This window comes from Microbacterium telephonicum, assembly GCF_003651225.1.
Lineage (GTDB): Bacteria > Actinomycetota > Actinomycetes > Actinomycetales > Microbacteriaceae > Microbacterium > Microbacterium telephonicum.
On the sequence record NZ_RCDB01000001.1, the window covers coordinates 26485 to 45552 of the forward strand.

Here is a 19068-nt window from a genome sequence, read left to right on the forward strand (position 1 = left end):
CCTACTGCTTCGCGCTCAGTCCAGCAGCAGCGCGGGCTCCTCCAGCACCGAGGCGACGTCGGCGATGAAGCGGCTCATGCCGTCGCCGTCGATGACGCGGTGGTCGAACGAACCCGAGACCGTGGTGACGAAGCGCGGCCTCACCTCGCCGTCGACGACCCACGGCTTCTGCCGGATCGTGCCCATCGCCACGATGCCCGATTCGCCCGGGTTGATGATCGGGGTGCCGGCATCCATCCCGAACACGCCGATGTTGGTGATCGTGATCGTGCCGCCCTGCTGATCGGCGGGCGACGTGCGTCCCTCGCGCGCCGTCAGCGTGAGCTTCTCGAGCGCCTTCGCCAGTCCCCGCATGTTGAGGTCCTGGGCGTCCTTGATGTTCGGAACGAGCAGGCCGCGCGGCGTCGCGGCGGCGATGCCGAGGTTCACGAAGTTGCGCACCCGGATCTCGGCCGAGCCGTCGTCGAGCTCGACCCACGCCGCGTTCACGAGCGGCGTGCGCCGAGCGGCCCAGATGACGGCGCGGGCCATGATCAGCAGCGGCGAGACCTTGACATCGGCGAAGTCGGGCGACGCCTTCAGCCGCTTGACGAGCTCCATCGTGCGCGTCGCGTCGACATCGGTCCACACCGACACATGCGGCGCCGTGTAGGCCGAGCGCACCATCGCCGACGAGGTCGCCTTGCGCACGCCCTTGACGGGGATCGCCTCTTCCCGGTGGTCGGCGTCGGGGCCGGCCATCGCGGGACCGGGCACCGGCGGGGCGACGGCGGATGCGGCCACGTCGGCGGTCACGGGGATGCGCTGCTCGCGCTCGAGCGGGGCGGCGGGGGTCGCGATGTTGCGGAAGACGCTCGCCTGCGACGCGTGCTGCACGACGTCGTCCCGCGTCACCTCGCCGGCCGGGCCGCTGGGGGTGACGGTCGCCAGATCGACGCCGAGATCACGGGCGAGCTTGCGCACCGGGGGCTTGGCGACGACGCCGACCGACGCCTTCACGGGACGCTCCGGGCTCTTGCGACGGCGCGAGTGCACGTGGCTGCCGGTGCCGTAGCCCACGAGCACCGCGCCTTCGCCCTCGGCCTCCGCGGGCGGCTCACCGTGGGCGGTGATGCCGGAATCGGCATCCGGGGCGCCCGCGGCCCCCGCGATCGTGATGATCGCGGCGCCGACCGTCACGGTGTCGCCCTCGGCCGCCAGCAGCTCGCCGACGGTGCCGTCGAACGGCGACGGCAGCTCGACGAGCGACTTCGCCGTCTCGATCTCGACGATCACGTCGTTGACCGCGACGCTGTCGCCGGGAGCGACGCGCCACTGCACGATCTCGGCCTCGGTGAGGCCCTCGCCGACGTCGGGCAGATGGAAGGTCTGGGTGCTCATCGGTGCTCCGATTCTTGTGCGAGCGCGCGGATCAGTAGGCGAGGGCGCGGTCGACGGCTTCGAGGATGCGGTCGGCGTCGGGGAGGTACTGCCCCTCGAGCTTCGCGGGTGGGAACGGCACGTCGAACCCCGACACCCGGATGACGGGCGACTCGAGCGAGAAGAACGCCTGCTCCATGACGGTCGCCGCGATCTCCGAGCCGAGCGACGTGAACCCCGGCGCCTCCTGCGCGTAGACCATGCGACCGGTGCGGCGCACCGAATCGAGGATCGGACCGTAATCGACCGGCGAGAGCGAACGCACGTCGACGACCTCACACGAGGTCCCCTCGCCCTCGGCGAGCGCCGCCGCCTGCAGCAGCGTCGTCACCATTGCGCCGTGGCCTACGAGCGTGACATCGGTGCCGCGGCGCACGATGCGCGACGCGTGCAACGGCAGCGCGCGCTCGGCGAGGTCGACCTCGCCCTTGTGCCAGTACTTCGCCTTCGGCTCCAGGAAGACCACGGGGTCGGGCGAGGCGATCGCGTCCTGGATCATCCAGTACGCGTCGTTCGGCGTCGACGGCGAGACCACGCGCAGGCCCGGCGTGTGCGTGAAGTACGCCTCCGGGCTCTCCTGGTGGTGCTCGACCGCGCCGATGTGCCCGCCATACGGGATGCGGACGACGACCGGCATCTGCAGCCGGCCCTCGTGGCGGTTGGTCATCTTCGCCAGCTGAGAGGTGATCTGGTCGAACGCGGGGAAGACGAAGCCGTCGAACTGGATCTCGCAGACGGGACGGAACCCGGCCATCGCGAGGCCGATCGCGGTGCCCAGGATGCCGGACTCGGCGAGCGGGGTGTCGAGCACGCGCTGCTCACCGAACTCGGCCTGCAGCCCCTCGGTGACGCGGAACACGCCACCGAGGCGCCCGATGTCCTCACCCATCAGCAGCACGTGGTCGTCGGCGGCCAGCGCGGCGCGCATGCCCGCGTTGAGGGCCTTCGCGAACGCGAGGTTCTGCACCTGGGCCGTCGTCGTCGCGGCGGCGGTGGGGGCGATGTCGGTCATGCGCGTCCCTCCTCGAAGGATGCCTCGTAGTCGGCCAGCCAGCGCTGCTGCTGGGCGACCAGCGGATGCGGCTCGCTGTAGACGTGGTCGAACATCACGCTCGTGTCGATGCCGCCCAGCGCGTTGGTGCGCACGCGCACATCGTCGGCGTAGGCGGCGGCCGCCGCATCCACCTCGTCGAAGAAGGCCTGGGACGCGCCGCGTGACTGCAGGAACGCGCGCATGCGCGCGATCGGGTCGCGGCGCGCCCAGTACTGCTCCTCGTCGCTCGCGCGGTACTTCGTGGGGTCGTCGCTGGTCGTGTGCGCGCCCATCCGGTAGGTGAGCGCCTCGATCGCACGCGGGCCGTCGCCGGCGCGCGCCTCGTCGAGCGCACGCTTGGTGACGGCGTAGCTGGCGAGCACATCGTTGCCGTCGACGCGGATCGACGGCATCCCGTATCCCTCGCCGCGCTTGTACAGCGGCACGCGCGACTGGGTCGCGACGGGCACCGAGATCGCCCAGTGGTTGTTCTGCAGGAAGAACACCTGCGGCGTCTGGTAGCTCGCGGCGAACACCATCGCCTCGTGCACGTCGCCCTGGCTGGACGCGCCGTCGCCGTAGTAGACGATGAGCGCTTCGTCGCGTTCGGGGTCGCCGGTGCCGGTGCGGCCGTCGAAGACGAGCCCCATGCCGAATCCGGAGGCGTGGAGGGTCTGCGAGCCGAGAACGAGCGTGTAGATGCGCGTGTTGCCGTTGCGGGGATCGGTCGGGTCCCAGCCGCCGTGGGTGAGTCCACGCATGAGGCGGATGATGTCGATCGGATCGACGCCGCGGATCGTGCAGACGACGTGTTCGCGGTACGACGGGAAGAGGTGATCCTGCGGACGGGCGGCACGGGCCGAGCCGACCTGCGCGGCCTCCTGCCCGAACGACGGCGGCCACAGCGCGAGCTGGCCCTGACGCTGCAGGTTGGTGGCCTGCCGGTCGAAGCCGCGCACCACGACCATGTCGCGGTAGAACGTCTCGAGTTCGGCGTCGGTCAGCGCGTCGATGAGGGGCAGATACTCCTCGGCGGCGGCGCTGGGGGCGAACGTTCCGTCGTCCGCCAGGACGCGGACCATGGCGGGATCGTCGGGCGAGGTCATCCCTTCACGCTAGCGCGCACCGTATCCCCGCCACTGCATGTCTTCGACAACGGATGCCGGAATCCCAGGTGTCCTGCTCACAAACCGCGCCGCGCAAGCCGGGGGAAATCCGCTGTCAGTCACGTGCGAGGTCGACGACCGCGCACCCGCACGGCTCGAGGGCGTCCAGTCGCGGGTCTTCGTGGCGGAGGGCGATCGCGGCGCGCACGAAATGCAGCAGCGAGGCGTCGTCGTGCAGCTGCGCGCCGACCGTCGGCCGGTCGCGCACTGCGCGCCTGCACGGCATCGCGGTCACCGCTGACGAGGCGCGTGAAGTCGTGGTTCGAGGTCGGCAGCCCGACGAGTCCGCGGCTTCCCGACGCCTCGATCGGCGCGCGGGCCTCGCGCCACTGCGCCACGAAGTACCCGGCGTCGCCGCGCCCGGCGGCATCCGCCCACGCCGGCTCGTCGTCCCATGCCTCGTGCACGGTGCCGCTGCCGTTGTTCCACAGCGACTTCAGCGGCCGACCGTCGAAGTCGCCGCCGAACTGCAAGAAGAAGTCGACGTCGAACCCGGCCGGCACCGCGCGCGCCGGGTCGCCCCACTCCGAGATGAGCACGCGGCCGGGGTGGCTCTGCTCGATGCGGGCGCGCACGTCGCGCCACAGCCGCGCCGTCTCGACGTGGCCGGGGTCGTCCTTCACGAGCGACGCGGCCATGTCGACGCGGAAGCCCTGCACGCCGCGGTCGAGCCAGTGACGCATGATCTGCACGAGCGCGTCGCGGTTGCGCCGCGGGCCGGGCGCGTCGTGGAACACAAACCTGTCGTCGCCCGGGTCGGCGATCGCCTGCCGGAACCAGGGGTGCTCGTCGGAGGTGTGCCCGGCGACCAGGTCGAACAGCACGGCGATCCCGAGACGGTCGGCCTCGGCGATGAGGGTGTCGAAGGCCGCGTCACCGCCGTAGCGCGGCGCGATGTGCAGGAAGTCGGCCACGTCGTAGCCCGCGTCGCGGAACGGGGAGACGAAGCACGGGCTGATCCACACGGCATCCACCCCGAGCCAGGCGAGGTAGTCGAGACGGGCGGCGAGACCCGCGAGGTCGCCCATACCGTCGCCGTCGGCATCCGCATAGCTCTGCGGATACACCTGGTACAGCACGGTGCGGCCGAGACGGTCGGCGAGCGGAGCGCGAGCGGACATGAGGGCCGAGCCTCAGCGCGCCGCCCGGGCGACCTCCACGATGCGCTCCACCGCCTCGGCCTCACCGACCGAGATGCGCACGCCGTCGCCGTCGAAGGGGCGCACGATGATCCCGGCGGCCTCGAACGCCGCCGCGACGGCGAGCGCACGGTTCCCGGCAGGAAGCCAGACGAAGTTGCCCTGCGCGGCCGGCACGTCCCACCCGGTCTCGCGCAGCCGCTCGGCGAGGCGGTCACGACGTTCGGCGATGACGGCGACGCGCTCGCGCAGGGCGTCTTCGGCGTCGAGGCTCGCCAGCGCCGCCTCCTCGGCGGCGGCCGTCACCGACAGCGGGATGCCGGTCGTGCGCGCGGCGTCGAGGATGCGGCTGTGCCCCACGGCGTAGCCGACGCGCAGACCCGCCAGCCCGTACGCCTTCGAGAACGTGCGCAGCACGACGACGTTCGGTCGCCCCTCGGCGATGACGTCCTCGCCGCGCACCGCGTCGGGGTCGGTGACGAACTCGGCGTAGGCCTCGTCGAGGACGACGAGGACATCGCTCGGCACCGCGGCCACGAAGGCGTCGAAGGCCTCCTGGGTGACGACGGGTCCGGTCGGGTTGTTGGGCGTGCAGACGATCACGAGGCGGGTGCGCTCGGTGATCGCCGCCGCCATCGCGTCGAGGTCGTGCGTGCCGTCGCCGCGATTCGGGACCGGGACGGCGGTCGCCCCGGCGACCGTGGCCAGGCCCGGGTAGGCCTCGAACGAGCGCCACGAGAACAGGATCTCGTCGCCGGGCCCGGACGTCGCCTGCGCGAGCTGGTACAGGATCGACACCGACCCGGCGGCGATGTGCACGGCGTCGGGGGTGATGCCGAACCGGTCGGCGAGACGGGAGCGCAGACGGGTGGCGAGGGCATCCGGATACCGGTTGAACGACGTCGCCGACTGCACCGCGGCCACGACACCCGGCAGCGGGTCGAACGGGTTCTCGTTGCTGGATAGCTTGAACGCGTCGGCACCGGCCTGCTTGCCCTGACGGTACGGCGGAAGCCCGGCGATCTCGGGCCGGACGCGGACGGGGAAGGCAGCGGTCTCGTCGGGGGTCTCACTCACACGCCGAGTCTACGAAACCCGCTGTTCCCCGCGGGCGGGGCCACGTGCGAGACTGACCGCACTATGCGCTTCTTCGTCGGCATCATCATCAACGCCTTCGCGATCTGGGTGGTCAGTCTCATCGACCCGCTGCAGGTGGACGTGATCGCGTTCCCCCCGGGGGAGACCCTGCAGCTGGTGCTGACCCTGCTCGTGGTCGGGCTCATCTTCGCGCTGGTCAACACGATCATCGGCACCGTCATCAAGGTGCTCGCCTTCCCGCTGTACATCCTGACCCTCGGGCTGATCTCGCTCGTGATCAACGGGTTCCTGCTGTGGTTCACCGCGTGGGTGACGACCGGCTGGAGCTGGGGCCTGCGCGTCGAGGACTTCTGGCTCGGCGTCGTCGCCGCCGTCGTCATCTCGCTCATCAACTGGATCCTCGGCATCATCCTGCGCCCGCAGCGCAAGCGCTGACGGTTCGGCAGAGTTCGGGGCGTTTCGACTCGCTGCGCTCGCTCAACGACCGGGGGGATCCCGGTCGTTGAGCGAGGAGCGCAGCGACGAGTCGAAACGCGTATGGCGATTCCTGCGTTTCGGCTCGCTCAACGGCCGGGGGTGAGGGTCACGGCGGCGTAGTCGGTCGTCGTGACGGTCGTCGCGGCGCCGAGGTCGGCGAGGCGGTCGCGCACCGCGTCCATGCGCGGATCGGACGACGCATCCAGCATCCCGGCGGTCTCGGCGTAGCGGTCGAGCCCGTGGGCGCCGAGCAGCCACTCCCCCGGCGGCGCGTCGGGGGCCAGCGCGACCCGTTCGGCGACGAAGCTGCCCGGCGCACCCACGCCGCCCGCGACACCGCCGGCGGCGAGCGCCGACACCGGGTCGTCGACATGCCGCAGCGCGACGCTGAGCGTGCCTCCCCCGACCTCGCCCTGCACGGGCGATCCGATCGTGACGAGCGTCGCCACGTCGTAGGGCGAGTCCATCGCGAGGTGCGTGGCGACCATCGCCCCCTGCGAGTGGCCGACGAGGTGCACGCGGTCTCCCGGTGCCGCGCCGGCCAGCGCGAGCGCCTCGCGCGTCGCCGCGAGCGACGCGCTCTGCTCGTCCCGCAGGTACAGGTCGAGGTTCGAGGCGTTGTCCCACGGCTCACCCGGCTCGTCGCCCTTCGTACCGGTGACGTACGCGACGTACTGACGGGTGCCGTCCGGCATCGCGTACGTCTCCACCCTCACCCGCGCGTCGGGCGCCATCGCCATTCGGCCGACGACCTCACCGAGCGTCCCGGGGGCGACCGCCGCCGCGGCGGCCCGGGTCGGCGTGACGGAGACGGCGGGACTCGGCCCCGACAGCACGCGATCGCGCGGCACGACACCGCGCCCGGAGGCTCCGATCCCCGCGACGATGCCGGTCGCGGCACCCGAGAGCGCGACGACGCCGTACACCGCCACCGGCGAGAACGCGGCGACGACGCCGAAGCGGGCCGCGATCATCGCGAGCCCGTCGTCGCGCCGCGCCACCCAGTCGGCCTCCTCCACCGCCGCGCGCCGGGCGAGGCCGGGATCGCCGAACGCCAGCTCGTGCGCCCGGGCCCGCAGCCGCTGCGCCGCAGCGTGATCGCCGGAGAGCAGCGCGGCGGTGGCGGCGGCATCCAGTTCGACGTACTCGTAGAGATCGGCGAGGGCGTCGAGGTCGCGCGCGAGCCGCTCGAGGTCGTCGGCGGCGGCGCCGGTCGCCTGACTCGCCGCACCGAGCGCGGCCATTGCGATCCAGCCGGATGCCGGGAGCGCGTCGGCGGCGCGGGTGAGGGCGCGTCGCGGCTCGTGCAGATCGCCCGCCAGCAGCCGCAGCCGCCCCGCCGCGCCGCGCAGTTCGCCGGTGTCGACGGCGACGACCCCGCCGCTGCGGATCTCGAGGTCGTCCGCGCTCATCCGCCCACCGGCGCGCCCGCACCCGCGCCGGTGCTCAGCGCAAGACGTCGCGCGACGGCGCGCAGCTCTCCGGCGGCGTCGTCGACGCGGATCTCGACGTCGACGAGTCGGCGCGACGTGTCGCCGAGCGCGATCTGGAAGGCGTCGGCGGCGCGGGACTGCCACGCGGTCGCCCGCCCCACCACCTGCAGCCCCACCCGCACGACGGACACCAGTTCGCGCGCCCGCACGGTGAGGCGCAGCGCGTGCGCGACGGCGTCGGCGTCGTGGATGCCGGGCGGCGCGCTATCGGGGAAGTCCATGCCGGAAGGATGCCGCGCCGCGGACCGCCGTGGGCGACGAGCACCGGCATCCGCGGACCCGATGCGCACCGCGCACAGTGGGGAGGAAATCGCGGTCGCGTCGACGCGCGCGGCGGGCCAGAATGAACGGGTGCCCGAACACGACGATCCTTTCCGCGTCGTCTTCGTCTGCACCGGGAACATCTGCCGATCGCCCATGGCCGAGATCGTGTTCCGGCAGGTCGCGACGGAGTCGGGCTTCGGCGACCGTGTCACATCCTCCAGTGCCGGCACGGGCGACTGGCACGTCGGCGAACGCGCCGACGCCCGCACCCTCGAGGCCCTCGAGCGCCGTGGCTACGACGGGTCCCGGCATCGCGCGCGGCAGTTCACGCACGACGACTTCGACCGCCACGACCTCGTGATCGCCCTGGACCGGTCGCACGAGCGCATCTTGTCGTCGTGGGCGCGCACGCCGACGGATGCCGACAAGCTCGCCCTCCTGCTGACATTCGACGCGGCCGCGCAGGGCGCGCTCGACGTGCCCGACCCGTACTACGCCGGGCCGGCGATGTTCGACGACGTGCTCGGTATGATCGAGTCTGCGAGCCGGGCGCTCTTCCGGCAGCTCGAACCCGCCATCCGTCGCGCGTTCTGAGCCCTCGCCCCGCCGCAGCGATCGGAGCCGTGTGACCACTTCCCTGCCGCCCCAGCCCCTCAGCCCTCTCGACGGCCGCTACCGCCCCGCCGTCGGCGAGCTCGGCGAATACCTCTCCGAGGCCGGACTCAACCGCGCCCGCGTCGAGGTGGAGGTCGAGTGGATCATCGCGCTCACCGCGCGCGGGCTGTTCGGGTCCGCCCCGCTGTCGGATGCCGACACGCAGGCGCTGCGGGCGCTGTACCGCGACTTCGGGCAGGCCGAGATCGACTGGCTCGCCGACAAGGAAGCCGTGACGCGCCACGACGTGAAGGCGGTCGAGTACCTCGTGCGCGACCGGCTGTCGTCGCTGGGACTGGACGCGGTCGCCGAGCTCACGCACTTCGCGTGCACGAGCGAGGACGTCAACTCCGCCTCGTACGCCCTCACCGTCAAGCGCGCCGTCGAGAACGTGTGGCTGCCCAAGCTCCGCGCGGTCATCGCCGCGCTCGGCGATCTCGCCCGAGAGCACCGCGACGCCGCGATGCTCTCACGCACCCACGGTCAGCCGGCGACCCCGTCGACGATGGGCAAGGAGCTCGCCGTCTTCGCGTGGCGCCTCGCGCGGGTGGCCGACCAGATCGAGGGCGGCGAGTACCTCGCGAAGTTCTCGGGCGCCACCGGCACGTGGTCGGCCCACCTGTCGGCCGCGCCCGACGTGGACTGGCCCGCGCTGTCGCGCGAGTTCATCGAGGGTCTCGGCATCGACTTCAACGTGCTGACGACCCAGATCGAGTCGCACGACTGGCAGGTCGAGCTCTACGACCGCGTCCGCCACGCGGGCGGCATCCTGCACAACCTGGCGACGGATGTCTGGACGTACATCTCGATGGGATTCTTCGCGCAGATACCCGTCGCCGGCGCGACCGGCTCGTCGACGATGCCGCACAAGATCAACCCGATCCGGTTCGAGAACGCCGAGGCGAACCTCGAGATCGCCGGCGGCCTGCTGCAGACGCTCGCCTCGACGCTGGTGACCTCGCGCATGCAGCGCGACCTCACCGACTCGACGACGCAGCGCAACATCGGTGTCGCGTTCGGCCACTCGCTGCTCGCGCTGGACAACCTGCAGCGCGGCCTCACCGAGATCCTGCTCGCCCGCGACGTGCTGCTGGCCGACCTCGACGCGAACTGGGAAGTGCTCGCCGAGGCGATCCAGACCGTCGTGCGTGCCGAGATCACGGCGGGCCGCTCGCAGATCACCGACCCCTACGCGCTGCTGAAGGACCTCACCCGCGGGCGCCGCGTCGGGGCGCCCGAGCTCGCGGAGTTCGTGCGGGGCCTCGACATCGGCGACGCCGCGAAGGAGCGTCTGCTCGCGCTGACGCCCGCGACTTACGTGGGCCTGGCCGACGCGCTCGTCGACGAACTCTGAGCCGCGCCCGGCGTCCCGCCCCTCGCGAAGCGCGCGGGGCCTCAGGCGTTCGGCGTCTCGTCTTCGCCCGTGCCGTGCGTCTCGTCCTCGGGCAGCAGCACCGGGCGGTCGACGGGCTTGCTGACCTGAGCGGGGTCGACGGCCAGCATCAGCAGTGCGATGCCGACGAGCGTCGAGATGAACGCGATACCGGCGATCACGAGCGAGACGACCACGACGTGCTCGCGCTCGGGGCCGGTGAGCGACTGGAAGAAGCCCATCGACATGAGGGCGATGAAGCCCGCGAACAGGGCGGCGGCGAAGGCGAAGCCCAGCAGCTGCACGGGCTTGAGGATGTCGCGGCGGGTGGGGCGCTCGTCGGTCATGGGGTCCCTTCCGGCGCTTCGACGCCCGGGGCGCTCGGCGTCGACGCGGCCTCGACGCGACGCGGCGAGAAGCCGGCGATGCCGAGGAAGACGGCGATGATCGCGGCGTAACCGCCGAAGATCCCGACGCCGATCGTGATGCCGGTCAGGGTGAAGCTCTGCCCGGCCTCCTTGATGAAGTACTCGAGGCTGTAGGCGGGGTTGACCAGGAGCAGACCCACGCCGAGGGCGATCGTGATCGATCCGATCAGCACGGCGTCCCTCGCGGCCGGGTCGCCGGAGCGCCGCCCGCGGATGCCGGTCACCAGTTCGATGATGCCCGACAGGAACGCCCACGCGATCACGACGACGAAGAAGAGCGTCGTCGACCGCAGCGCGGGGATACCGGATCCCATGCCGGCCAGCAGCGTCGTGACACCCAGCAGCACGACCGCGGCGCGGGCGCCGGAGGCGTAGACGAGCCAGGCGGCGACGAGTTCGACGATCGCGGCCGCGATCGCGAATCCGCTGAACACCGACAGGCCGACGGTCGCGGAATGGTCGGGCGAGAAGGTGATCATCACCGCGGCGAGCGCCGCGAACAGCGCGCGCGCGAGCTGGAGATGGCGCACCTCGAAGGTGCGGGAAGCGGCAGCTGGCACGGCGGAACTCATCGGGGACGACGGACGCGGGATCCCCTCCAGTCTAGGTCGTCCCGCGCCCGCGTCCCCTTTGTCCCAGCCGCCAGGCCCCCCGGAGGTGGGGACCGCGGCTACACTGCCCGCGTCACGAGGTCCCGGATGCGCGCCTCGACGGCATCCGTCACCGCGATCACGGCGAACGAGGTCGCCCACATGTCGCCGTCGTCGAGGGTCGCCGGCTCGTCGAAGTTGAGCGTCGGATACCGGGTGTCGAACTTCGACTTGGGCTGCACGAAGATGACGACCTTGCCGTCGGCGTTCGCGTAGGCCGGGAACCCGTAGAACGTCTTCGGGTTCAGGTGCGCGGCCTGCTCGGAGACGATCCGGTGCACCGCGCGGGCGACTTCGCCGTCGATGCCCTCGAGCGCCTCGATCGCCGCCACGCACGCCTCGAGCTCCTTCGCGAGCTTCGCGGCCCCCTTGAGTCCCTTCGTCGTGCGCAGCTCGTCGGCGCGCTGCTTCATCGCCTGCTTCTCCTCGTCGGAGAAGCCGACTCCCTCGCTGGTCTTGCCCGCCATGGTGATTCCTTTCCTCAGGCCCGCTGCTGCAGGCGGATGGTGTTGCCGGCGGGGTCGCGGAACGCGCAGTCGCGCACCCCGTAGTCCTGGTCGATCGGTTCCTGCGAGATGTCGGCGCCGCTGGCCTCGATCGCGGCGAAGGCCGCATCCACGTCGTCGGTGAGGAAGCTCGACTGAATCGTGATGTCCATGCCGGTCACGCTACGCGCGGGACGGATGCGGCGCTTCTCGATTCCTGATCGGTCTGGTGATCTGCCGCACGATGCACCCGGGCATCCCCGGCAGGGGGACGGCGCCGTCGTCGCGGTAGACGCTCGGGGCGACGCCCACGAGCTCGCAGAAGCGCGTGCTGAAGGTGCCGAGTGAGCCGTAGCCGACCGCGAAGCACATCTCGGTCACCGACAGCGCGGTGGTGCGCAGCAGCAGCATCGCGCGTTCGATGCGCCGGGTCATGAGGTACTGGTACGGCGATTCGCCGTACGCCCGCACGAACTGGCGGCTGAGGTGCCCGGCAGAGAGGTGCACGCCGCGGGCGAACGCGTCGACGTCGAGCGGCTGCGCGAACTCGCGGTCGATGCGGTCGCGCACCTTGCGCACCCGCACGAGCGTGTCGAGGTCGACTCCGGAAGCCACGTGCTGATCCTGGCACGTGCGCCGGTCGGTCGTGACGACAGCGCGTCAGATCAGGCGCATGCCTTCGCGGATGCGCTCCAGGGTGCGCAGCACGCCGCCGGTGCGGGACTGGTCGGATGCGGCATCCGCCCCGCCGATGAGCTCCGCGAACCGCGAGACCTCGTAGCGCATGTTGTTCTCGGCGGCCTCGACGGTGCGCTCTTCGACGGTGCCGTCCAGGAGCGTGAGGCGCAGGCGGCGCGGCTGGGCGATGTGGTCGATCTCGAGCGAGCCGAGTTCGCCCTCGATCTCGCTGGGCACGTCGCTGCGGGTGATCTTGGAGAAGGTCACCTCGCCGACCATGCCGGGGTAGGCCAGCAGCGCGGTGCCGGTGCCGTCGACGCCGGTCGCGATGCGCGCGGCGAACGCCGCGATGTCGGTCGGCTCGCCGAACAGGGCGATCATCGCGCTGAGCGGGTAGACCCCGAGGTCCATGAGGGCGCCGCCGCCCAGGGCGGGGTCGAAGATGTTGGGGGTCTCGCCGGCGAGCACGAGGTCGTAGCGGGCCGAGCGCTGGCAGTAGGCGAACGCGGCGCGGCGGAGCACGCCGAGCCGCGGCAGCAGCTCGCGGACGGCGGCGAACCCCGGGTCGTAGACGTTGCGCTGACCCTCGAACACGACGACGCCGGCGGCGCGCGCCTCGGTGACGAGCTGCTCCCACTCGGCCGAGGTCGGGGTCGCGGGCTTCTCGACGAACACGTGGGCGCCGGCGGCGATCGCCTCGCGCGCCTGCGCGGCGTGGGCGCCGTTGGGCGATCCGACGTAGACGGCGTCGACCTCGCCGGCGGCGATGAGGCCGGGCAGGTCATCGGATGCCGTGGCCACCCCGGTCTTGTCGGCGAACGCGCGGGCGCGGTCGGCGGTGCGCGAGGTGACCGCCGTGACGGCGATCGACCCGTCGGGGCCGGCCTGCCGGACAGCGTCGATGAAGTGCTCGGTGATGACACTGGTCCCGATGGTGGCGATGCGGATCACGCCTCCAGCGTACGTGCGAGGGGAATGCCGCCGCCCGGGGACGGGTTTCCGGAGGGTATGAAGGCGCTTGCTTACTCCGAGTTCGGCGGTTCCGACCGCTTCACCGTCACCGACCTGCCCGACCCGCACATCGGCCCCGACACCCTGCTGGTGCGGGTCGTCGCGGCGGGGCTGAACCCCGTCGACTACAAGCTGCGCGAGGGCTACCTGCGGGGGCTCATCGACGTCGCCTCGCCCGCCGTCCCGGGCTGGGATGTGGCCGGTATCGTCGAGAAGGTGGGGCTGGACACCCCCGAGTTCGAGGTGGGCGACCGCGTGCTCGCCTACGCCCGCGCCGACGTCGTGCAGCACGGCTCCGTCGCCGAGCTCATGCCCGTGCCGGTGCGCACCGCCGCCCACATCCCCGACGGCCTGTCGTTCGAGGATGCCGCCGCGCTGCCGCTGGCCGGTCTCACGGCGCTGCAGTCGGTGCTGCGCTCCGGTCTCGGCGAGGGCGACACCGTGCTCGTGCACAACGCCGCCGGCGGGGTGGGCTCGTTCGGCGTGCAGCTCGCGCGCTTGCGCGGCGCCCGGGTGATCGGCACCGCATCCGCGGGGAAGCACGACTACGTGCGCGGTCTCGGGGCGGAGCCCGTCGCCTACGGCGAGGGACTCGTGGCGGCGGTCGCCGAGCTCGCTCCGGACGGCGTCGACGTCGTGCTCGACTTCGTCGGAGGTACGGCCCTGGACTCCACGCGCGAGCTGCTGCGCGACGGCGGTTTCGTCGTCTCGATCGCCGACTCACGCGCCGCGACCGAGTTCGGCGGCATCTCGCTGTGGGTGCGCCCGGATGCGGCGCAGCTCGCCGAACTGGCCGGCCTCGCCGCCGACGGGACCCTGAAGATCGAGCGCGCCGCGAGCTACCCCCTCGCGGAGGCCGCCGAGGCATACCGCGAGCTCGAGTCGGGTCACACCCGCGGGAAGATCATCGTCACGATCTGAGCGCGTCTTCGCTCACCAGTCGGTTGTGGCGGGCGCTGCGGCGTCCGACTGTGCGGAAGCGACTGGTGAGCGAGGCGGGGGCCGCGCTCACCGGTCGGTTGCGGCGGGTTCTGCGGCGTGTGGCTGTGCGGAAGCGACTGGTGAACGTCAGGAGACCGCGCTCACGCGAAGGCGAGGGCGCGGTGGACCGAGGCCACCGCGCTCGAGCCCTCGCCGACGGCGGCGGCGACCCGCTTCATCGACCCGCGGCGCACGTCACCGGCGGCGAAGATGCGGGGCGTCGACGTCTCGAACGGCAACGGCTCGCGCCCCAGCATCCCCCAGCGGGTCAGGGACTGCATCGTGAGGTCGTTGCCGGTGCGCAGGAACCCGCTCTCATCCGTCTCGAGCGAGCCGAGCCAGCCGGTGGCGGGGTCGGCGCCGATGAAGCAGAACAGCCCCCGCGCGTCGACGTCGCCGACGGTGTCGATGCGCACCCGCTCCAGCGAGCGTCCACCGTCGAGCTCGGTGACGTTCGCGCCGGTGTGCACGGTGATGCGCGGGTCCTGCGCCAACCGGTCGACGAGGTACGTCGACATGCCGGCGGAGAGCTCGCCGCCGCGCACGACGAGGTGCACCGCAGACCCGCTCGCGGCCAGCGACAACGCCGCCTGACCCGCCGAGTTCGCTCCGCCGACGACGACGACCGGTCCCGACGCGACCTGGCGCACCTCCAGCGGGGTCGCGGCGTAGAAGATGCCGCCGCGCTCGAAGTCCTCCCAGCGGTCCAGCCGCAACCGGCGGTACGCGGCGCCGGCGGCCACGATCGCGCTGCGGGCGCGGATCGGACGCCCGTCGGCGAGCGTGACGTCGAGCGCGTCGCCGGCCGGTTGCAGCGAGACCGCCTCGCACGGCGCGTACACGCGCACTCCGAACTTGAGAGCCTGGAGCGTCGCCTGGCCGATGAGGTCGCCGCCGCTGACGCCGAACGGGAAGCCGAGGAAGTTCTCGATGCGCGACGTCGCCGCCGCCTGACCACCCGGGGCGACGGCATCCAGCAGCACGGTCGTGAGGCCCTCGGATGCTCCGTAGATCGAGGCCGCGAGGCCCGCCGGTCCGCCGCCGATGACGACGAGGTCGACGACGTCGGCCTCCTGGGCCTGGTAGCTCAGGCCGAGCTGCTCGGCGACGAGGCCGGGGGTGGCGTGCACGATCGGCTCGCCCTGCACGAACGCGATCGGCAGGTCGGCCTCGGTCAGCTCGTGCTTCGCGAGCATCTCGGGGTCGTCGTCGGGGCCGACCGAGTAGGCGGTGTGCACGAGGTCGAGCCGCTCGGCGAACCGCCGCAACGCGAGGAAGTCGTTCGAGGTGTCCTCGCCGACGAACTTCAACGCCATCGCGGCCGTGCCGCGGCGCAGCGACTCCCGCCGCGCCCACAGGGCGTGCAGGATGATGTCGCACAGCTCGTCGTCCTCGTTCATCACCTGCCGCAGCTGCGCACGCGAGACGCGGCGCATGACCCCGGGTTCCGTCGCCCGCGCCGACAGGAACGCCGACTGCCCGTTGAGCAGCCCGAGCTCGCCGGCGAACGAGCGGGGCCCCATCGTGGACAGCACCTCCTCGCCCATCCAGCGCAGCGCGTCGCGGACGAGCTCCAGCTCCCCCTCCTCGACGAGGATCATGTCGTACGAGCGGTCGCCGCTGCGGAACACGTGGTCGCCGGGCTGCACCTCGAACCGTTCGCCGTGACGGAGCAGCCGCTCCCACTGGGCGTCGGTGAGCGCGGGCGCGAGCGTGGGGTCGGTCAGGCGCGTCATGCGGTGGCCTCCGGGGTCGTCGGTCGGCCCGCCGGCGGAGCCGCGGTGGGTGCGGCATCCGTCTCGCGGAGCGCGCGGATGAGGCTCTGCGCGTCGTAGGGTCCGGTGTGGCGGCGGCCGTTGATGAAGAAGGTCGGCACCGAGGTGATGCCCATCGCCTCGGCGTCGAGCATGTCGTCGCGCACCCGGGCGGTGACCTCGGCGCCCTCGAGGTCCTTCTCGAAGCGCGGTACGTCCAGACCCAGGTCCGCCGCGATGCGCACGATGTCGGAGGGCAGCTGGTTGTCCTGGTCGGCGAACAGCGCCCGCTCGAACTCGAAGAAGCGACCCTGCATCGAGGCCGCCTCCGACGCCTCGGCACCGGCGAGGGCGTTCGGATGCTGCTGCGTCAGCGGCGCGTGCCGCCACACGTACTGCAGCCGGTCGCCGAGCTCGTCGCGCACCTCTTGGATCGCCCCCGACGCCTTGAGGCAGAAGCCGCACTGGAAATCGCCGTACTCGACGATCGACAGCGGCGCGTCGGGCGAGCCGAACACGTGGTCGCGTCGCGGGTCGACGGGACGCAGCAGCACCCGGCCGGTGTCGGGGTCGCCGGAGGCGGCATCCGAGATGCGGAACACGATCGTCGCGACGACGAACGCGATGACGGAGGCCAGCAGCACGCCGACGCGCGCCTCGTTCTGCACGGCCTCGTCGTCGATGGCGAGGTCGACGATGAACAGTGAGATCGTGAAGCCGATGCCCGACAGGGCCGCGCCGCCCGCGATGCGGTCGAGGGTGAGCCCGGGGCCGAACTCGCCGACGCGGAACAGGCGCATGAGCGCCGTGGAGCCGAAGATGCCGAGGAACTTGCCCGCGACGAGGCCGACGACGATGCCCCACGTGACGGCCGAGCCGAACGCGGCCGCGAGGATCTCGGGGGTCACGAGCACGCCCGCGTTGGCGAGGGCGAACAGCGGCAGGATGACGTAGGCGACATACGGCCCGTAGGCCGACTGGAGTCGCTCGTTGATCGAGATCGACTCGCGCAGGCTGTTGGCGGCGGCGCGCGCGTACTCGGTGTTCGGCGACTGCCGGAACGTGCGAGCCAGCTCCAGGGCGTGCTCGACGTCGCGGCGGTTGGGGCGGTAGACCGGCACGAGCAGGGCGATCGCGACGCCCGCGAGCGTCGGGTGCACGCCGGAGGCGAGGAAGGCGAGCCACACGATCACGGCGAGCGTCGCGTAGACGAGACCCCGGCCGGAGCGCAGGTAGCGCGTGGCGTAGATGCCGGCCAGCCCCACGGCGGCGACGATCAGCGGCATCGGGGTGAACGTCTCGGTGTAGACGAGCGCGATGATGCTGAGCGCGCCGATGTCGTCGACGACGGCGAGCGCGAGCAGGAACACCCGCAGGCGTCCCGGCACGCGCGGCCCGATAAGAGCGAGGGCGCCGACGAGGAACGCCGTGTCGGTGGAGATGACGACGCCCCACGCGTGCGCCTGACCGGTGGGTGCGGCGATGAGCACGTACAGCAGGGCCGGGATCGCGAGCCCCGCGATCGCGGCGATGACCGGCACCATCGCGCGGCGCCAACTGGTGAGCTCGCCGATCGCGAACTCGCGGCGCACCTCGAGGCCCACGGTGAAGAAGAAGATCGCCATCAGCGCGTCGTTGACGAGGGCGTGCAGGGTGAAGTCCAGCTGCAGATCGCCGACGCCGATCGTCATGTGCGTCTCCCAGAACGCGTGGTACGCGCCCTCGGAGACGTTGGCCCACACGATCGCGACGACCGTGGCCAGCAGCAGGAGGAGCGCGCCGGTGCGCTGCTGCCCCATCGCGGAGATCTTCTCGGCGATCGAGCGGCGGCGGGCGGGGCGCCGGGGACGGTCCGGCCGTCGGGGCGTGCGGGGAGGCGGGGTGGTGCTGAGCTGGATCTCCGACTGCGTCATGCCACTTCCGTCCCGGGGCCATGATGGCCGCACCGATGACGGGGGTCAACTGCGCGTCTGCGGGCGGCATTCCCGCCGTGGGGGTGGACGACGGGGCCTGTCGCCCTGCGCGCCGCTCCCCTAAGGTGTCCCGCAGGGGTGTCCCGCAGGGGTGTCCCGCGGAGGGTGCCATGATGACCGTGATCGATCCGACCGTGCCGCCGTCCGGTGCGGGATGCGGCGACTGCGACGCGGTCGGCGGGTGGTGGGTGCACCTGCGCCGGTGCGCCGCGTGCGGACACGTCGGATGCTGCGACTCGTCGCCCGCGCAGCACGCGACGGCGCACTGGCGGGAGAGCGGGCACCCGGTGATCCAGAGCTTCGAGCCGGGCGAGGACTGGTTCTGGGACTACGCCGCCGGCGAGCTGGTGGACGGGCCGGCGCTCGCCCCGCCGACGAGCCGCCCCGCCGGGCAGCCGAGCCCCGGCCCCCGCGGCCGCGTGCCCCTCGACTGGCGCGCGCACATCCACTGAGGCCGCCGCATCCGCCCGCGAGCGGTGTTCACCCGTCGGTTGTGGCGGGTCTTACGGCCTCGGACTGTGCCGAAGCGACGGCGGAGCGTGTCGGCGGCGGCGCGTAGGGTCGCCGCCGTGGACGAGCGGTGCCGGTTGTGCGGGGCGGATGCCGCGGACGGGGCGGATGCCGCGGGTGAGCGGGTCTGCGCGGTGTGCGGGTGGCGGGTGGGCGACGTGCCGGACCCCGACCTGCCGCTGCCGGTGGTGGAGGTCGTCTACTACATCCGCTGGGGCGACCGCGTGAAGATCGGCACGTCGAGGCAGCCGCGGCGGCGGCTGGCGGTGCTGTGGCACGAGGAGCTGCTCGCCTTCGAGCGGGGCGGGCGGATGCGGGAGCGCGAACGCCACGTCGAGTTCGCCGATCTGCGGCTGGGAGGCGAGTGGTTCGCGGCCGAGCCGCGCCTGCTCGCGCACATCGCCCGTGTCGCGGAGGCGGGCGGTGCCGCCGACCCGTGGCACGTCTACGCCCGCTGGCTCGCCGACGCGCTGCGCGGCTGAC

The 19068-nt window shown here is 72.2% G+C and carries 21 protein-coding genes; 6 read left to right on the top strand and 15 right to left on the bottom strand.

Annotated elements, in window-relative coordinates; genetic code table 11:
* Positions 1–15 precede the first annotated feature (15 nt).
* From C7474_RS00160 to C7474_RS00180, 5 genes are all read right to left on the bottom strand, one after another.
* Entirely contained in the window at positions 16–1380 is a 1365-nt protein-coding gene (locus C7474_RS00160; RefSeq protein ID WP_121056552.1) for a dihydrolipoamide acetyltransferase family protein, read from the bottom strand.
* 31 nt (positions 1381–1411) lie between these two features.
* Complete coding sequence (locus tag C7474_RS00165; RefSeq protein WP_121056554.1) at positions 1412–2431, bottom strand: alpha-ketoacid dehydrogenase subunit beta; 1020 nt, start codon at positions 2429–2431, stop codon at positions 1412–1414.
* Positions 2428–3558: a thiamine pyrophosphate-dependent enzyme gene (locus C7474_RS00170; RefSeq protein ID WP_121056556.1), complete on the bottom strand. Its 1131-nt coding sequence runs from the start codon at positions 3556–3558 to the stop codon at positions 2428–2430. The genes C7474_RS00165 and C7474_RS00170 overlap by 4 nt, the downstream gene beginning before the upstream one ends.
* 119 nt (positions 3559–3677) lie before the next feature.
* Complete coding sequence (locus C7474_RS00175) at positions 3678–4739, bottom strand: alpha-amylase family glycosyl hydrolase (protein WP_121056558.1); 1062 nt, start codon at positions 4737–4739, stop codon at positions 3678–3680.
* 12 nt (positions 4740–4751) lie between these two features.
* The gene (locus C7474_RS00180) at positions 4752–5834 is read right to left on the bottom strand and encodes a histidinol-phosphate transaminase (protein WP_121056560.1); all 1083 of its coding nucleotides are present in this window, start codon (positions 5832–5834) and stop codon (positions 4752–4754) included.
* Between the two features lie 63 nt (positions 5835–5897).
* Between C7474_RS00180 and C7474_RS00185 the strand changes: the two genes are divergently transcribed.
* On the top strand, positions 5898–6290 hold the full coding sequence (locus C7474_RS00185) for a phage holin family protein (RefSeq protein WP_121056562.1): 393 nt from the start codon (positions 5898–5900) through the stop codon (positions 6288–6290).
* A 128-nt stretch (positions 6291–6418) separates the two neighbouring features.
* Here C7474_RS00185 and C7474_RS00190 read toward each other — a convergent pair whose 3' ends face one another.
* Both C7474_RS00190 and C7474_RS00195 read right to left on the bottom strand, forming a co-directional pair.
* The gene (locus C7474_RS00190; protein WP_121056564.1) at positions 6419–7744 is read right to left on the bottom strand and encodes a lipase family protein; all 1326 of its coding nucleotides are present in this window, start codon (positions 7742–7744) and stop codon (positions 6419–6421) included.
* Entirely contained in the window at positions 7741–8046 is a 306-nt protein-coding gene (locus tag C7474_RS00195) for a hypothetical protein (RefSeq protein ID WP_121056566.1), read from the bottom strand. The genes C7474_RS00190 and C7474_RS00195 overlap by 4 nt, the downstream gene beginning before the upstream one ends.
* Positions 8047–8242: 196 nt before the next feature.
* On the opposite strand from C7474_RS00195, the gene C7474_RS00200 reads away from it, so the two are divergent.
* Both C7474_RS00200 and purB read left to right on the top strand, forming a co-directional pair.
* Entirely contained in the window at positions 8243–8683 is a 441-nt protein-coding gene (locus C7474_RS00200; protein WP_241965099.1) for a low molecular weight protein-tyrosine-phosphatase, read from the top strand.
* A gap of 31 nt (positions 8684–8714) precedes the next feature.
* The gene (purB, locus tag C7474_RS00205) at positions 8715–10097 is read left to right on the top strand and encodes an adenylosuccinate lyase (protein WP_121056570.1); all 1383 of its coding nucleotides are present in this window, start codon (positions 8715–8717) and stop codon (positions 10095–10097) included.
* 41 nt (positions 10098–10138) lie between these two features.
* Here the strand turns inward: purB and C7474_RS00210 are convergent, their stop codons facing one another.
* The 6 genes from C7474_RS00210 to C7474_RS00235 all read right to left on the bottom strand — a co-directional run bounded on the left by C7474_RS00210 (position 10139) and on the right by C7474_RS00235 (position 13307).
* Positions 10139–10462: an amino acid transporter gene (locus tag C7474_RS00210; RefSeq protein ID WP_121056572.1), complete on the bottom strand. Its 324-nt coding sequence runs from the start codon at positions 10460–10462 to the stop codon at positions 10139–10141.
* Entirely contained in the window at positions 10459–11103 is a 645-nt protein-coding gene (locus C7474_RS00215) for an acyl-CoA synthetase (protein WP_241965029.1), read from the bottom strand. The genes C7474_RS00210 and C7474_RS00215 overlap by 4 nt, the downstream gene beginning before the upstream one ends.
* Before the next feature lie 110 nt (positions 11104–11213).
* Positions 11214–11660, bottom strand: a complete 447-nt coding sequence (locus C7474_RS00220) for a hypothetical protein (protein WP_121056576.1) — start codon at positions 11658–11660, stop codon at positions 11214–11216.
* A 14-nt stretch (positions 11661–11674) separates the two neighbouring features.
* Positions 11675–11851, bottom strand: coding sequence for a VOC family protein (locus tag C7474_RS00225; RefSeq protein WP_199692330.1), 177 nt, complete (start codon positions 11849–11851; stop codon positions 11675–11677).
* Positions 11852–11861: 10 nt separating this feature from the next.
* Positions 11862–12293 (bottom strand): helix-turn-helix transcriptional regulator, encoded by a 432-nt coding sequence (locus C7474_RS00230; RefSeq protein WP_121056578.1) that lies wholly within the window; start codon positions 12291–12293, stop codon positions 11862–11864.
* 45 nt (positions 12294–12338) lie between these two features.
* Positions 12339–13307, bottom strand: a complete 969-nt coding sequence (locus C7474_RS00235; protein ID WP_121056580.1) for a Gfo/Idh/MocA family protein — start codon at positions 13305–13307, stop codon at positions 12339–12341.
* 57 nt (positions 13308–13364) lie between these two features.
* On the opposite strand from C7474_RS00235, the gene C7474_RS00240 reads away from it, so the two are divergent.
* Positions 13365–14288, top strand: coding sequence for an NADP-dependent oxidoreductase (locus C7474_RS00240; protein ID WP_121056582.1), 924 nt, complete (start codon positions 13365–13367; stop codon positions 14286–14288).
* 161 nt (positions 14289–14449) lie between these two features.
* On the opposite strand, the gene C7474_RS00245 is transcribed toward C7474_RS00240, so the two are convergent.
* Complete coding sequence (locus C7474_RS00245) at positions 14450–16084, bottom strand: FAD-dependent oxidoreductase (protein ID WP_121056584.1); 1635 nt, start codon at positions 16082–16084, stop codon at positions 14450–14452.
* Positions 16081–18015, bottom strand: coding sequence for a Na+/H+ antiporter NhaA (nhaA, locus tag C7474_RS00250; protein WP_121056586.1), 1935 nt, complete (start codon positions 18013–18015; stop codon positions 16081–16083). The genes C7474_RS00245 and nhaA overlap by 4 nt, the downstream gene beginning before the upstream one ends.
* Positions 18016–18185: 170 nt before the next feature.
* On the opposite strand from nhaA, the gene C7474_RS00255 reads away from it, so the two are divergent.
* Positions 18186–18527, top strand: a complete 342-nt coding sequence (locus C7474_RS00255; protein WP_199692331.1) for a UBP-type zinc finger domain-containing protein — start codon at positions 18186–18188, stop codon at positions 18525–18527.
* A gap of 117 nt (positions 18528–18644) precedes the next feature.
* Positions 18645–19067: a GIY-YIG nuclease family protein gene (locus C7474_RS00260; RefSeq protein ID WP_121056590.1), complete on the top strand. Its 423-nt coding sequence runs from the start codon at positions 18645–18647 to the stop codon at positions 19065–19067.
* Position 19068 lies beyond the last annotated feature (1 nt).